Below are 14,638 nucleotides of genomic sequence, written 5' to 3'. Positions count from 1 at the left end.
ACGCACATTTACCCGCTACAGCCGGGCGCGTGTCGCTTCCAGCAGCCGTACGACGGAGGCGTCGGCCACCGAGGCCACGTCCTCGTAGCCGAACCAGCGCAGCTCCAGGGACTCCTCGCTGATCCGCTCCGCAGCACCGGCCGGGGCCAGCGCGGCGTACTGGACGTCGAGGTGCCAGTTGCAGGGGGACGGGATGGGGTGCCGGTCCAGCCGGACCGGCCCGCCCCGCAGCAGGGTGAGTCCCGTGATCCCGGACTCCTCCGTCGCCTCACGGAGCGCCGCCGCCTCCAGGGTGGTGTCCTGCTCCTCGCAGTGCCCGCCCATCTGGAGCCACATCCGCAGCTTGCGGTGCAGGGTGAGCAGGACCTTCTCCCGCTCCGGATCGATCACCAGGGCGCTGGCCGTCACATGCCCGGCCTCGCACGCCTTCCACATGCCGTCGTGGTGGTGCGCCAGATGGTCCAGATAGGCCTGGCGCAGTTCCGCCTGGCCGTCGTCGGCCCCGGCCTCGTGCTCAGGGGCGTAACCCTTCAGTACGAGGGTGGCGTCGTCGTGCAGGGTCACTGGTCGCGGCCGTCCTTGCCGTCCTCCGTGGCGTCGCCCTTGCCCTCGCCCTTGCGCTCGTCCTCCGCGGCGGGCTTCTGCGGGCCCTTCGCGGCCTCGCCGAGCATCTTGTCCAGCTCGGAGAAGTCGGCCTGCTCGTGGTGGACGAAGCCGTCCGGGTCGTCCAGGTCGTGCGCCGTCGGCAGCATGTCCGGGTGCTCCCACAGGGCGTCGCGCCCCTCCAGGCCCCGGGCGTCGGTGAGCGAGGCCCACAGGCGCGAGGCGTCCCGCAGCCGGCGCGGGCGCAGCTGGAGACCGATGAGCGTGGCGAACGTCTGCTCGGCCGGACCACCGGAGGCACGGCGCCGGCGCATCGTCTCGCGCAGGGCGTCCGACGAGGTCAGCCGGGACTTCGCGGCCTCGTGGACCACCGCGTCCACCCAGCCCTCGACGAGCGCCAGAGCAGTCTCCAGACGGGCCAGGGAGGCCTTCTGCTCCGGCGTGTCCTCGGGCTGGAACATGCCCTGCTGAAGGGCGTCCTGCAGCTGCTCGGGGTTCGAGGGGTCGAACTGGCCGACCACGTCCTCCAGCTTGCTGGTGTCGACCTTGATCCCGCGTGCGTACGACTCGACCGCGCCGAACAGGTGCGAGCGCAGCCACGGCACATGGGCGAAGAGCCGCTGGTGGGCGGCCTCGCGCAGGGCCAGATACAGCCGCACCTCGTCCTGCGGGACGCTGAGGTCCTTGCCGAACTGCGCCACGTTCAGCGGGAGCAGCGCGGCCTTGCCCGCCGGGCCCAGCGGCAGCCCGATGTCCGTGGAACCGACCACCTCACCGGCCAGCGTGCCCACGGCCTGCCCGATCTGCTGGCCGAACATGGCGCCGCCCATCGACCGCATCATGCCGATCAGCGGGCCCGCCATGGCCTGCATCTCCTCGGGCAGCACATCGCCCATCGCCAGGCCCACCCGCTCGGCCACCGGGTCGACCAGCTGCTGCCAGGCCGGCAGCGAGGCCTCGACCCACTCCGCGCGGCTCCACGCCACCGTGGAGACCGAACCGGAGGGCAGCGACGTCACACCGTCCAGCCAGAGGTCGGCCAGCCGCAGCGCCTCGTCGACCGCCGTCCGCTCGGAGGCGCCGACGCTCGCGTCCTTGGTGCCGTCGGCCGTCCCCTGCGAGACGGTCTGCCGGGCGATCTGCTTGGCCATGTCCCAGTTCACGGGACCGCCCTCGTAGCTCAGCATCTGGCCGAGCTGCTGGAAGGCCGCGCCGAGATCGTTCGGATTCATGGAGCCGAACATTGCGGCGAACGGGTTGTCACCGCCCGCCCCCGGCCCGAAACCGAACGGGTTTCCCGGCCCGCCCGCGCTCTGCCCACCTTCGGTGGGGTCCTTCTTCTTGCCCTCGTCGCCGTTCTCCGGCTCCTCCGGCGGAAGGCCGAATCCGAATGGGGTGTCACTCACGGGTTTCCTCGGCTCGTAGGGCCGCCGGCTCGAACCGACGGCGACTGCCCGACATCACCATCCAGCGTAGACACCACGCCCGCTTCGGGCCTCAGTGCTCCGCCGACTCCCGGCCTGCGGCAGGATGGACGCCACCTGGTACGTACGCGTCATTCGGGTACGTACTGAAGACAACCGCTGGAGACGCCCGGTGAGTTCCCCAGATCCGCAGGTTCGCGCAGCGCGAAACCTGACCGACCCCTCGCCCGAGAGCACACCCGAGAAGAAACGCCCGAGGTCCCCCCGGAACCGGGGCCCCGTCGTCGCGGTCACCGGTGCCGCGACCGGTGTCGGCGAGCTGCTGACCGCCCGCCTCGCCGCATCCGACGAGATCAAGCAGGTCATCGCGGTCGACGAGCGCCGCGGAGAGGTCTCCGGGGCGACCTGGCACATCCTGGACGTCCGTGATCCGGCCATCGCGGAGAAGCTGCGCGGCGCGGACGTCGTCGTGCACCTGGCGCTCGACCTCGACCTGGAGACCGACCCCGCCGCCCGTACCGCGTACAACGTGCGGGGCACCCAGACCGTGCTCACCGCCGCGGCCGCCGCCGGGGTCCACCGGGTCGTGCTGTGCACCTCGGCCATGGTCTACGGGGCGCTCCCCGACAACGACGTGCCGCTCTCCGAGGACGCCGAGCTGCGCGCCACCGCCGAGGCCACCGGCGTCGGCGACCTCCTGGAGATCGAACGGCTCGGCCGCCGCGCGCCCCGCGCCCACCCCGGGCTCAACGTCACCGTCGTCCGCCCCACCGTCCTGGTCGGCGGCACGGACACCGCGCTCACCCGCTACTTCGAGTCACCGCGTCTCCTGGTTGTCGCCGGTTCCCGCCCCACCTGGCAGTTCTGCCACGTCGACGACCTGGTGACGGCCCTGGAGTACGCCGCCCTGGAGAAGATCGACGGAGAGTTCGCGGTCGGCTGCGACGGCTGGCTCGAACAGGAGGAGGTCGAGGAGCTCAGCGGCGTACGCCGGATGGAGCTGCCCTCCGCCGTCGCCCTGGGGGCGGCCGCCCGGCTGCACCGCATCGGGCTCACCCCGTCCCCGGCCGGTGACCTGGCGTACACGATGCACCCCTGGGTCGTCAGCGTGAGCCGGCTGCACGACGTGGGATGGCGGCCGCAGTGGACCAACGAAGAGGTCCTGGGCGCGCTCCTGGAAGAGGTCGAGGGACGCCACACCGTTGCCGGGCGCCGCCTCGGCCGCAAGGACGCCACCGCCGTCTCCGCCACCGCCGCCGGAGCCACCGTCGCTCTGCTCGGCACGGCCGCCCTCGTCCGCCGCGCCCGCAAGGCCCGACGCCGCATCTGACCGCGCTCGCGGGGCGCCGGCAGCCGTCTGTAGGAGGCTCCAACGCGGCCGTGCGTCCGCCGGTCGAACAGGCAATTCCGCGATGTCGGTGCCGTACGGCACGATGGGGGCATGGCACGCACCCAGGACCACCCCGGTGAGCAGGCGGCTTCGGACCCCATCCGGCTGCTGGCGATCCGGGAGAGCGAACTCTCCGTCGACGAGGTCTTCCGTGCCGTCGGGGACGACGCCGCGGGCGGCATCGCCCTCTTCGTCGGCACCGTGCGCAATCACGACGCCGGACAGGACGTCGGTGCGCTCGGCTACTCCTGCCATCCCTCGGCCGAGGACGAGCTGCGCCGAGTGGCGGAGAAGGTCGTCGCCGACTTCCCGGTCCGCGGCCTCGCCGCTGTCCACCGGGTGGGTGAACTGGAGGTGGGCGATCTGGCGGTCGTCGTCGCCGTCGCCTGTCCGCACCGCGCGGAGGCCTTCGCCGCCTGCCGCAAGCTCATCGACGACCTCAAGCACGAGGTTCCGATCTGGAAGCACCAGCGTTTCTCCGACGGTACGGAGGAGTGGGTCGGGGCCTGCTGAGCGCAAACCGGACCGGAGCGCATCAGCCCCGATTTGCGTAACCGCACCCCTGCCGTGAGCGTTGGTCTTCCGGATCGTTAATCTGCAGATCGATCATTCGATCGCTCACGGGGTAGGGAGGTCGTGATGGCGGCACTCGCTTGGCTGTTGATTCCACTTTTCGCTGCTGTCGGCGGTGCGATATGGGCTTCTTGGGCTGCTCGCAATCGCACGACCGGCGATGTCACCGAACTCGCCGGGTACGCCAGGTTCCGTGACGCGATGGAGAAGTCGCACTCCGGTTCCGGGGCTCTCTGAGGCCGTCGAACGCCGCGTGACCACCTTTCCGCCGCGCTCCGGCCGCTCCCCGTACGGACCGGCCCCGAGGGTGGACGGACAGGCCCTTCCCGTACTGTCGTTCCATGCCACGCCGCACCGCGACGATGCTCGCCTCCGCACTCATCCTCATCGTGCTGTTCTGCGCAGGCCTGCTGATCAAAGTCCCGTATTCGGAGATGTCTCCCGGACCGACGGTCAACACTCTGGGCGACGCGCGTGGCGAACCGGTCCTGCGGATCACCGGCCGCAAGACCTACCCGACCTCTGGGCACCTCAACATGACGACGGTGCGCGTCACCGGGGCGGACTACCGGATGAACCTGGGCCAGGCCGTCTGGGGCTGGCTGGCCCACGACAGCGTCGTCGTACCGCACGACACGCTCTACCCGGACGGCAAGACCGAGGAGCAGTCGACCCAGGAGAACGCCGAGGAGTTCAGCCAGTCCCAGGAGAGCGCCAAGGTCGCCGCCCTGAAGGAGCTGGACATCCCGGTCGCCGCCCAGGTCGTGGTCTCCACCGTCGTCAAGGGCAGCCCTTCCGAGGGCAAGCTGCACGCGGGTGACGTGATCAAGGCCGTGGACGGCACCGTGGTCGAGGAGCCCGGTGACGTCGCCGAGCTCGTCACCAAGCACCAGCCCGGCGAGAACGTCACCTTCACCATCGTCCCGGCGAAGGAGGCGGCCGCCGCCGAGAAGGCCGGCCGGGCCCCCGAGGGCAGCCGGAAGATCACCATCACCACCGAGAAGGCGCCCCCCGCGGAGGAGGGCGGCAAGGAGCGGGCGGTCGTCGGGATCAGGGCCGGGACCGACCACACGTTCCCGTTCGAGATCGACATCGAGCTCGCGGACGTCGGCGGCCCCAGCGCCGGGCTGATGTTCTCCCTGGGCATCATCGACAAGCTCACCCCGGGCAATCTGACCGGCGGCAAGTTCGTCGCGGGCACCGGAACCATCGACGACGCGGGCAAGGTCGGCCCGATCGGCGGGATCAACATGAAGCTCGTCGGAGCCCGCGAGGCGGGCGCCCGCTACTTCCTCACGCCCGACGACAACTGCGCGTCAGCCGCCTCGGACACCCCGGACGGGCTGACCCTGGTCCGGGTCAAGACCCTCGACGACGCCAGGAAGTCGCTGGAGCAGATCAGCGCAGGGAAGACCGACGCGCTGCCGAGCTGCTCGGCAGGCTGACAGCGCGTCGGGAGGAGGCGGACGGCGGGCCCGGCCAGGACTCGTAAGCCGATCCGGTCAGGACTCGGACATCAGGCCGGTCAGGACTCGAAGGTCGCCGCGAGGGCCTCGGCCAGCCCCGGCACCAGGCCCGCACCGGTCAGCACCTCCGTGGGGGAGTCCTTCTCGCGCAGCCGCACGGCCGACTCACGCGCCCCGTCCCGCAGCACGGCCACCGTCATCCGCACCTCCTGCCGGTCGGGGTGCTTGGCGACCCACTGGGTCAGCTTCTTGTCGCTGAGCCCCTCCGGTACGGAGGCCTCGGCGGACGGCGGCAGCATCAGCCGCTCCACGGTCATGGCGCAGCCGGCCACGGAGTCGGGCCAGGCGATGGTGCCGAGGAAATCGTCCAGCGCGGTACCGGCGGGCAGCTCCTCCTGCTCGATCGGGGTGAGGGAAGCGGTCGTGGAGGCGGCGTCGTCCAGCCCGAGCTGAGCGGCGAGACCCGGCTCCTGGACCCGCAGCCGGGCGGTGTCGACCAGGGCGAACAGCCGGGCGGGCTGGTCCCAGCCGAGGGTGGAGGCGTAGGCGTCGATTTCGAGGACGGCGACGGTGAGCGGGCTCGCTGCCATCGGGGGTCCTGCGGGGGAAACGTTGGGCATGGGCAATATCCTGCCTCCTTCGGCCCCGGTATCGGGAACTAGGTAAAGCTTCAGTAAGTTGCATAGGTGGGTTCTAGGACCGCTGGGCCCGCTCCACACGACCGCGAACTTCGAGGTGCGCACGTTGGCTTTCCAGATGCCGGACCGCGGCGGAGGCCCGACCGGGCCACGGATCAGTGTCGGCCGCCCGTCCCGGCGCGTCCGCACCCTGCTCATGACCTTGGGGGTCCTGGCGGTTCTCGCCATGGCCTTCGTCATGTTCGCCGGGTTCTGGACGGACTGGCTCTGGTACCGGTCGGTCGCGTATTCCTCCGTCTTCACCACCACCCTGTGGACCAAGATCGGACTGTTCCTCGTCTTCGGACTGCTGATGGCCCTGGCCGTCGGCGTGAACATCTGGCTCGCGCACCGGCTGCGGCCGCCGTTGAGCGCGATGTCGCTGGAGCAGCAGAGCCTGGACCGCTACCGGATGAGCGTCGCCCCCTTCAAGAAGTGGGTCCTGCTCGCCGTCACCGCGCTCGTCGGACTGATCGCCGGAGCATCCGCCTCCGGCCAGTGGCGCACCTGGCTGATGTACGTCAACGGGGTGCCGTTCGGCACGAAGGACCCCCAGTTCAAGCTGGACGTCGCCTTCTACGCCTTCGACCTGCCGTGGTACCGCTTCCTGCTGGGCTTCGGCTTCGCGGCGACCGTGCTCTCGCTGATCGCCGCCGCCCTGACCCACTATCTGTACGGCGGGCTGCGCATCACCAGCCCCGGCGCCCGCGCCACCGCCGCGGCCACCGGTCATCTCTCGGTGCTGCTCGGCATCTTCGTCTCCCTGAAGGCCGTGGCCTACTGGCTCGACCGGTACGGCCTCGCGGTGAAGTCCAGTGACTTCAAGGCCGCGGACAACTGGACCGGCCTGCGGTTCGTCGACGCGAACGCCTATCTCCCGGCGAAGACCATCCTGTTCTTCATCGCGGCGATCTGTGCCGTGCTGTTCTTCGCGACGCTGTGGCGCCGCACCTGGCAGCTGCCGGTCATCGGCTTCGGCCTGATGGTGCTCTCGGCGATCCTGATCGGCGGGCTCTACCCGGCGATCGTGCAGAAGTTCCAGGTCCAGCCGAACGAGCAGGCCAAGGAAGCGCCGTTCATCCAGAAGAACATCGACGCGACACGCGATGCGTACGACATCGACGACGCGGTGATGGAGGACTACTCGGGCCAGGCCACCACGGGCGACGACACCAAGCTGAGGGCCGCCGCCAACACGGCCGCCAGCTACCGCGTGATGGACCCCAACGTCGTCTCCCCGGCCTTCCAGCAGCTCCAGCAGCGCAGGAACTACTACCAGTTCCCCAAGACGCTGGACGTCGACCGCTACAAGGGCAAGGACGGCAAGGAGCAGGACACCGTCATCGGTCTGCGTGAGCTGAACATCCAGGGCCTGCCCAAGCGGAACTGGATCAACGACCACTTCACGTACACCCACGGCTACGGCGCCATCGCGGCCCGCGGCACCACCACCGGCACCAACCCGACGGGGTCCCCGGACTTCACCGAGTCGGGTCTGCCGTCCACCGGTGAGTTCGGGAAGTACGAGCAGCGGATCTACTACGGCGAGAAGACCGAGCAGTACTCCATCGTCGGCGGCCCCCAGAAGGAGCTCGACTACGAGGAGGACGGCGAGAAGACCACCAGCTACGAGGGCGACAGCGGGGTCAGCCTCTCCAACACCTTCAACCGCGCCGCGTACGCGGTCTCGTTCAGCGAGCCGCAGATCATGTACTCGGGAGCCATCGGTGACGGCTCGCGGATCCTGTACAACCGCACGCCCAAGGAGCGCGTCGAGGCGGTCGCCCCGTGGCTGACCATCGACGGCGACGCCTATCCGGCGGTCGTCGACGGCCGGATCCAGTGGATCGTCGACGCCTACACCACGACGAACGGCTACCCGTACGCGTCCCGGACGACGCTCGGCGACACCACGGCCGACTCGCTGACCACCAACCAGCGCGCGGTCGTCGCCCAGCAGAACCAGGTCAACTACATCCGCAACTCCGTGAAAGCCACCGTCGACGCGTACGACGGCAAGGTCAAGCTCTACGAGTGGGACACCAAGGACCCGGTCCTCAAGACCTGGCGCAAGGCGTTCCCGGGCACGGTGGAGGACCGTTCGAAGATCCCGCAGACGCTCATGGACCACCTGCGGTACCCGCAGGACCTCTTCAAGGTCCAGCGCGAGCTGCTCACCCGCTACCACGTCGAGGACCCCGCGCAGTTCTACAGCGGCTCCGACGCGTGGCAGGTGCCGGACGACCCGACCAACAAGGAGCCGGGTTCCGTTCCGCCGTACTACCTGTCCCTGAAGATGCCGGGCCAGGACCAGCAGGTGTTCTCGCTTACCACCACGTTCACCCCGAGGGGGCGCCCGAACCTCGGCGCCTTCATGGCGGTGAACGCGGACGCGGCCAGCAAGGACTACGGCACGATGAGACTGCTCCGGGTCACCTCCACGGTGAAGGGCCCGGGCCAGGTACAGAGTGAGCTCAACGGTAACGACGACGTCGCCGAGTTCGTGAGGAACCTCAAGGGCACGGACTCCGACATCGAGTACGGCAACCTGCTGACGGTGCCGCTCGAAGGCGGCTTCCTCTACATCGAGCCGGTCTACACGCGCGGTGGCACGCAGAACTACCCGCTGCTGCGCAAGGTGGCCGCCTCGTACGGTTCGAAGATCGTCTTCGAGAACAACCTGGGAGACGCCCTCAACGCGGTCTTCGGGGTCGACGGCGACGCCGACACCACACCGCCCGACCCCAGTGAGCCGCCGGGTGACACCACCAAGCCGCCGGCCACCGGCAGCGACGCGCTCAAGGAGGCCATCGCGGACGCCCAGAAGGCGTACAACGACGGTGAGACGGCGCTGAAGGAGCAGGACTGGCCCGCCTACGGCAAGGCCCAGGACGCGCTCCAGGAGGCTCTGGAGCGGGCGGCCAAGGCACAGCCCACGGGCGGTGCTGAAGGCGACAAGGCCGGTACTCCGGAGAAGGACGACGGAGCCGACTCGGCCAAGAAGCCCGACGAGAAGCCCGATGAGGGCGACGGGGCGGCCGAGCAGGGCGGCGACCAGGGCACCTGAGAAAGCTCCACCCCGCGTCGTGGTACGGTTTGAACACAACGACGCGGGGTGGAGCAGCTCGGTAGCTCGCTGGGCTCATAACCCAGAGGTCGCAGGTTCAAATCCTGTCCCCGCTACTGAAGAACGAAGGCCCGGATCCTATGGGATCCGGGCCTTCGTCATGCCGTCGTGTCTTTCTTGTTCCATGGGCGTGAAGTGCGGTTCGCTGGGCACCAGTTGGGTTCCGGCGTGTTTGACTTGTCTCTCTGTGGGCATGTCGACAAAACGCTGAAGTGACCTCACTGACCGCGATATACCAGGTGTACGCGGGTTACAGGTGGTGCGACGATGGTATTTATGGGGGACAGGGCAACTCTGTTGGAGACAGGGCGGTTTGTGCAGCGGCGCGGCCAGAAGGCGGACAAGGTGGCGGATGCGGCCTTCGCTGCCGTCATCGCCGGGGCGGCCGGAGCGAGCGCGAGCACACCCGGACCACGGGACGCCACCACCGCCGGTGAGGTGGGACATGTGGACGCGGACGCAGTGCACGCCACCGGTGCCGCGGGCGCCACGCACGTGACCACGCCGGGCGCCGTCACCCCGGACGCCGACGCGGGCACCACGGACGCCGTCGACGCGGCGGACAGCGCGGAGGCGGAGGCGCGCCACCGCCGGGCCGCCGAGGCCGGGGACACCGCGTCCATGAGCGTGCTGGGCGCCCTGCTGCTGCGCCGGGGCGAGCTGGACGGCGCCGAGACCTACCTCCGCGCCGCCACCGCCGACGGCGACCGGGCCGCCGCCAACAACCTGGGCGTCCTGCTGCACCAGCGCGGCTACCCGGACGAGGCCGCCGGCTGGTGGCGCATCGCCGCGGTGGCCGGATCCGCCGCCGCCGCGCACGCGCTGGGCCGCCACTTCCGCGAGCGCGGGGACGAGCCGGGCGCGGAGTACTGGCTGCGCCAGTCCGCCGAGCAGGGCCACGCCCTGGGCGCCTACGCGCTGGCCGACCTCCTGGAGCACCGCGGCGACATCGGCGCCGAGCGCTGGCTGCGCGCCGCCGCCGAGCAGGGCCACCGGGAGGCCGCCTACCGGCTGGCCCGCACCCTGGAGCGGAACGCCGTCGAGGACCCGCACGACGCCTTCGGCCTGGGCCGGGGCGCCGGCCGGAGCGGTCTGGGCCTGTCTGCCGACCCGGCCGTCCCCGACGCCCTGAAGAAGGGCGAGCAGGGCACCGGGGAGAACAAGGGCGGAGCCGCCGGCGACAGCCCCGTGGCCGGTCCCGCCGCGGGCCGGGTCGGCGAGGCCGAGCAGTGGTACCGCCGCGCCGCCGCCCGGGGGCACCGCCGTGCCGCCCTGCACCTCGGCGCGATCCTGGAACAGCGCGGCGAGCTCAAGGAGGCCGGCCGCTGGTACCTCACCGCCGCCAAGGACGGCGAGGCCCGCGCCGCCTGCGCGCTGGGCTTCCTGCTGCGCGACGCGGGCGACGAGGAGAGCGCCGCCGTGTGGTGGCTGCGCGCCGCCCAGGACGGCGACGGCAACGCCGCCAACGCGCTGGGCGCCCTGCACGCGGCGCGCGGCGAGCAGCAGACCGCCGAGCGCTGGTACCGGGCCGCCATGGACGCCGGTGACGTCAACGGCGCGTACAACCTCGGGCTGCTCTGCGCCGCCCAGGACCGTACGCCGCAGGCCGAGCAGTGGTACCGCCGCGCCGCCTACGCCGGGCACCGCGAGGCCGCCAACGCGCTCGCCGTGCTGCTCCTCCAGGCCGGGGACCACACCGGGGCCGAGCCCTGGTTCTCCAAGGCGGCCGAGGCCGGCAGCGTGGACGCCGCCTTCAACCTCGGCATCCTGCACGCCGGGCGCGACGAGGACCGTACGGCGCTGGGCTGGTACCAGCGGGCCGCGGCGGCCGGGCACACCGACGCCGCGCTCCAGGTCGCCATGGCCCTGCTGCGCGACGGCGAGGACCGGGAGGCCGAGCGCCATCTGCGGTGCGCGGCGGGCGGCGGCAGCGCCGAGGCGGCGTTCCGGCTGGCCGGGGTGCTCGACGCCCGGCAGCCGCCGCCGGGCCCGCCCGCGCTGGGCGAGCCGATGCCGGAGAAGACCGAGTGCGAGGAGTGGTACGAGCGGGCCGCCCAGCAGGGCCACCGCCGCGCCCAGGTCCGGGTCGGCATGCTCGCCGCCGCGCGCGGGGACGTGGAGAGCGCCGCCCACTGGTACCGGGAGGCCGCCGAGGCGGGCAGCCGCAACGGCGCCTTCAACCTGGGGCTGCTCCTGGCCCGTGAGGGCAGCGAGCGCGAGGCCGCCCTCTGGTGGACCCGCGCCGCCAACGCCGGTCACGGGCGGGCCGCGCTGCGGCTGGCCCTGCTCGCCGCGCGCCGGGGCGAGCTCACCGAGGGCCAGCGCTGGTGCGCGCGGGCCGTGGAGCTGGGCCCGGCCGAGGTGGCCGAGCGGGCGGCCCGGCTGCGCGACGCGCTCCACCAGGAGCTCACCGCGTAACGCCGTGAACGCCCTCCCGGAGGCCGGTGCGAAGGAATTTGCGCCGTTCGGCCTGCTGACGTAATGTTGCATTCACCGACGCGGGGTGGAGCAGCTCGGTAGCTCGCTGGGCTCATAACCCAGAGGTCGCAGGTTCAAATCCTGTCCCCGCTACTGAAGAACGAAGGCCCGGATCTCGATCAGAGATCCGGGCCTTCGTCATGTCCGGGAACGAAAAAGCCGGGTGTCCGGGAACGCAAAAACCGGGCCCGCCCCACACGGGACGGGCCCAGCACCAGCACAGGTTCAGGCAGACGCGGCGCAGCTGGGACAGAGCCCCCGGTACGTCACCTCGACGCCGGAGACCGTGAAGCCGTAGCGCTCCTCCGCCGGCAGGTCCGCCAGCGGATTGCCCGCCGGGTGCACATCGCGGATGGCGCCGCACCGGCCGCAGATCAGGTGGTGGTGCGGGCGGTGCGCGTTCGGGTCGTACCGCTTCGCGCGGCGGTCGGTGGAGACCTCCAGCACCTCACCGAGGGACACCATCTCGCCGAGGGTGTTGTAAACGGTGGCGCGTGAGATCTCGGGCAGCTTGTCGACGGCCCTCGCGTGGACCTCGTCAGCCGTCAGGTGCACGTGGTCCCCGTCGAGGACCTCGGCCACGACACGCCGCTGCGCCGTCATGCGCCAGCCGCGTCCACGGAGTCGTTCCAGCAGGTCGCTCATGGAGCCCAGCCTAACAGTGGAGGGAACGAGTCCCGATCGGGTGTGACTTTGGATGCTCACTTGACTTAGACATTGTCCATTGTAGGATCGGTAACGGCATTAGCCAAGGGACAGGGCTGTACAGGAAACAGATGGCTGTGCAGGACATGACGCAGGAGGCGCACGTGACACAGGGACCGCTCACCACGGAGGCCGGGGCTCCGGTCGCGGACAACCAGAACAGCGAGACCGCGGGCGTCGGCGGTCCGGTTCTCGTCCAGGACCAGGCACTGCTGGAGAAGCTCGCCCACTTCAACCGCGAGCGCATCCCGGAGCGTGTCGTGCACGCCCGCGGCGCCGGCGCGTACGGCACCTTCACCCTGACCCGCGATGTGTCGCAGTGGACCCGGGCGAAGTTCCTCTCCGAGGTCGGCAAGCAGACCGAGACGTTCCTGCGCTTCTCCACCGTCGCCGGCAACCTCGGCTCCGCCGACGCCGTGCGCGACCCGCGCGGTTTCGCGCTGAAGTTCTACACCGAGGAGGGCAACTACGACCTCGTCGGCAACAACACCCCGGTGTTCTTCATCAAGGACGCCATCAAGTTCCCCGACTTCATCCACACCCAGAAGCGCGACCCGTACACCGGCTCCCAGGAGGCGGACAACGTCTGGGACTTCTGGGGGCTCTCGCCCGAGTCGACGCATCAGGTGACCTGGCTCTTCGGCGACCGGGGCATCCCGGCCACGCTGCGCCACATGAACGGGTACGGCTCGCACACCTTCCAGTGGAACAACGAGGCCGGTGAGGTCTTCTGGGTCAAGTACCACTTCAAGACCGACCAGGGCATCAAGAACCTCACCACCGAGGAGGCCGTCCGGCTCTCCGGCGTCGACCCCGACAGCCACCAGCGCGACCTGCGCCAGGCGATCGAGCGCGGTGACTTCCCGTCCTGGACGGTGCAGGTCCAGATCATGCCGGCGGCGGACGCGGCGACGTACCGCTTCAACCCGTTCGACCTCACCAAGGTGTGGCCGCACGCGGACTACCCGCCGATCGAGATCGGCAAGCTGGAGCTCAACCGCAACCCGGAGAACATCTTCGCCGAGGTCGAGCAGTCGATCTTCAGCCCCGCCCACTTCGTGCCGGGCATCGGCCCGTCCCCGGACAAGATGCTCCAGGGCCGGCTCTTCGCGTACGGCGACGCCCATCGCTACCGGGTCGGCATCAACGCCGACCACCTGCCGGTGAACCGCCCGCACGCCACCGAGGCGCGCACCAACAGCCGGGACGGCTACCTCTACGACGGCCGCCACAAGGGCACCAAGAACTACGAGCCGAACAGCTTCGGCGGCCCCGTCCAGACCGACCGCCCGCTCTGGCAGCCCGTTCCGGTCAGCGGCGCCACCGGCAACACGGAGGCTCCCGGCCACGCCGAGGACGACGACTTCGTGCAGGCGGGCAACCTCTACCGGCTCTTCTCCGAGGACGAGAAGGTCCGGCTGATCGACAACCTCGCCGGGTTCATCTCCCAGGTCTCGCGCGACGAGATCGCCGAGCGCGCGATCGACAACTTCCGCCAGGCGGACGGCGACTTCGGCAAGCGGCTGGAAGCCGCGGTCCAGGCCCTTCGCGGCTGACCGCTCGCTTGCCGTCGACGGTGGGCCGGCTCCCCTCGCGGGGATCCGGCCCATCGGGCGTTCTTGAAGGGTTACGCCGACCCGGCGGCCGCCACCGTACGGCGACGGGCCGGCGCCCAGCAGCGGATGATGTCGCGCACCGACACGATGCCCACCGGCCCGTTGTCGTCCAGCACGATCAGGTGCCGGAACCCGCCGTGCGTCATGGCTTCCGCGGCCTCCTCCAGGGTCCAGGCCGGGGCGGCGAACACCACGTCGGTGGTGGTGTGGGCTGACGCGGTCTCCCGGTCGGGGTTCTGGCCCGATCCGATCGCGTTGAGGATGTCGCGCTCGGTGATGATCCCGAGCCCGCAGGTGTCCGGGTCGTGGACGACGGCCGCCCCGATGCGGCGGGCCGACATCAGCCGGGCCGCCTGGCGGAGCGTATGGGTGGGGCCGATGGTGAGGACCACCGTGCTCATGGCGTCACGGACGAGCATGAAACGAGCCACCTCCTCGGTGCGCCGACTCTGTGAGTCGATTCACAAGTTCACAAGTGGGGGGGACTCTCAGAGTTGCACCCTTGTGGCGGGCCGACAAGGGGTGGACCGGGCGCGCACCGGGGGAGTGCGCGATCACGCGCCGCACTCCCCAGCGGGC

At 70.6% G+C, this 14,638-nt stretch carries 11 protein-coding genes and 2 tRNA genes; 8 read left to right on the top strand and 5 right to left on the bottom strand.

The features are described from left to right. Positions 1 to 15: 15 nt before the first annotated feature. Entirely contained in the window at positions 16 to 564 is a 549-nt protein-coding gene (locus tag R2B67_RS10665) for an NUDIX hydrolase (RefSeq protein WP_317817479.1), read from the bottom strand. Beyond that, on the bottom strand, positions 561 to 2,009 hold the full coding sequence (locus tag R2B67_RS10660) for a zinc-dependent metalloprotease (protein WP_317817475.1): 1,449 nt from the start codon (positions 2,007 to 2,009) through the stop codon (positions 561 to 563). Before R2B67_RS10660 ends, R2B67_RS10665 begins: the two co-directional genes overlap by 4 nt. A gap of 190 nt (positions 2,010 to 2,199) precedes the next feature. On the opposite strand from R2B67_RS10660, the gene R2B67_RS10655 reads away from it, so the two are divergent. From R2B67_RS10655 to R2B67_RS10645, 3 genes are all read left to right on the top strand, one after another. Next, positions 2,200 to 3,357 (top strand): SDR family oxidoreductase, encoded by a 1,158-nt coding sequence (locus R2B67_RS10655; protein ID WP_317817474.1) that lies wholly within the window; start codon positions 2,200 to 2,202, stop codon positions 3,355 to 3,357. Positions 3,358 to 3,468: 111 nt separating this feature from the next. Beyond that, positions 3,469 to 3,930, top strand: coding sequence for a molybdenum cofactor biosynthesis protein MoaE (locus R2B67_RS10650; protein WP_018510091.1), 462 nt, complete (start codon positions 3,469 to 3,471; stop codon positions 3,928 to 3,930). A gap of 401 nt (positions 3,931 to 4,331) precedes the next feature. Further along, a complete protein-coding gene (locus R2B67_RS10645) occupies positions 4,332 to 5,435 on the top strand; it encodes a YlbL family protein (RefSeq protein WP_317817471.1) in 1,104 nt (367 codons plus the stop codon). A gap of 80 nt (positions 5,436 to 5,515) precedes the next feature. Here the strand turns inward: R2B67_RS10645 and R2B67_RS10640 are convergent, their stop codons facing one another. Then, a complete protein-coding gene (locus R2B67_RS10640; protein WP_234017725.1) occupies positions 5,516 to 6,076 on the bottom strand; it encodes a PPA1309 family protein in 561 nt (186 codons plus the stop codon). A gap of 136 nt (positions 6,077 to 6,212) precedes the next feature. Between R2B67_RS10640 and R2B67_RS10635 the strand changes: the two genes are divergently transcribed. From R2B67_RS10635 to R2B67_RS10620, 4 genes are all read left to right on the top strand, one after another. Continuing rightward, entirely contained in the window at positions 6,213 to 9,200 is a 2,988-nt protein-coding gene (locus R2B67_RS10635) for a UPF0182 family membrane protein (RefSeq protein WP_317824818.1), read from the top strand. Positions 9,201 to 9,242: 42 nt separating this feature from the next. Beyond that, positions 9,243 to 9,316, top strand: a tRNA-Met gene (locus tag R2B67_RS10630). 211 nt (positions 9,317 to 9,527) lie between these two features. Then, the gene (locus tag R2B67_RS10625) at positions 9,528 to 11,678 is read left to right on the top strand and encodes a tetratricopeptide repeat protein (protein WP_317817467.1); all 2,151 of its coding nucleotides are present in this window, start codon (positions 9,528 to 9,530) and stop codon (positions 11,676 to 11,678) included. Between the two features lie 79 nt (positions 11,679 to 11,757). Continuing rightward, positions 11,758 to 11,831: transfer RNA gene (locus R2B67_RS10620), tRNA-Met, on the top strand. Between the two features lie 132 nt (positions 11,832 to 11,963). On the opposite strand, the gene R2B67_RS10615 is transcribed toward R2B67_RS10620, so the two are convergent. Next, positions 11,964 to 12,383 (bottom strand): Fur family transcriptional regulator, encoded by a 420-nt coding sequence (locus R2B67_RS10615; protein ID WP_109979471.1) that lies wholly within the window; start codon positions 12,381 to 12,383, stop codon positions 11,964 to 11,966. Between the two features lie 146 nt (positions 12,384 to 12,529). Here R2B67_RS10615 and R2B67_RS10610 point away from each other — a divergent pair, with 146 nt between their 5' ends. Then, on the top strand, positions 12,530 to 13,999 hold the full coding sequence (locus R2B67_RS10610) for a catalase (protein WP_317824817.1): 1,470 nt from the start codon (positions 12,530 to 12,532) through the stop codon (positions 13,997 to 13,999). Positions 14,000 to 14,070: 71 nt separating this feature from the next. Here the strand turns inward: R2B67_RS10610 and R2B67_RS10605 are convergent, their stop codons facing one another. Then, positions 14,071 to 14,478 carry a CBS domain-containing protein gene (locus R2B67_RS10605; protein WP_018510084.1) on the bottom strand — a complete coding sequence of 136 codons (408 nt, stop codon included), beginning with the start codon at positions 14,476 to 14,478 and terminating at the stop codon, positions 14,071 to 14,073. Positions 14,479 to 14,638 lie beyond the last annotated feature (160 nt).

The organism is Streptomyces cyaneofuscatus, from assembly GCF_033109485.1.
Taxonomy (GTDB): Bacteria; Actinomycetota; Actinomycetes; order Streptomycetales; family Streptomycetaceae; genus Streptomyces; species Streptomyces cyaneofuscatus.
Note: the sequence above shows the minus strand (reverse complement) of the source record. Positions and strands in the feature narration are given on the sequence as shown.

What these genes read in the sequence shown, in the direction of transcription:
- R2B67_RS10605 (WP_018510084.1), bottom strand. Translation starts at nt 14,478, where the DNA reads ATGCTCGTCCGTGACGCCATGAGCACGGTGGTCCTCACCATCGGCCCC.
- R2B67_RS10615 (WP_109979471.1), bottom strand. Translation starts at nt 12,383, where the DNA reads ATGAGCGACCTGCTGGAACGACTCCGTGGACGCGGCTGGCGCATGACG.
- R2B67_RS10610 (WP_317824817.1), top strand. Translation starts at nt 12,530, where the DNA reads ATGACGCAGGAGGCGCACGTGACACAGGGACCGCTCACCACGGAGGCC.
- R2B67_RS10645 (WP_317817471.1), top strand. Translation starts at nt 4,332, where the DNA reads ATGCCACGCCGCACCGCGACGATGCTCGCCTCCGCACTCATCCTCATC.
- R2B67_RS10640 (WP_234017725.1), bottom strand. Translation starts at nt 6,076, where the DNA reads ATGCCCAACGTTTCCCCCGCAGGACCCCCGATGGCAGCGAGCCCGCTC.
- R2B67_RS10635 (WP_317824818.1), top strand. Translation starts at nt 6,213, where the DNA reads ATGCCGGACCGCGGCGGAGGCCCGACCGGGCCACGGATCAGTGTCGGC.
- R2B67_RS10650 (WP_018510091.1), top strand. Translation starts at nt 3,469, where the DNA reads ATGGCACGCACCCAGGACCACCCCGGTGAGCAGGCGGCTTCGGACCCC.
- R2B67_RS10625 (WP_317817467.1), top strand. Translation starts at nt 9,528, where the DNA reads ATGGTATTTATGGGGGACAGGGCAACTCTGTTGGAGACAGGGCGGTTT.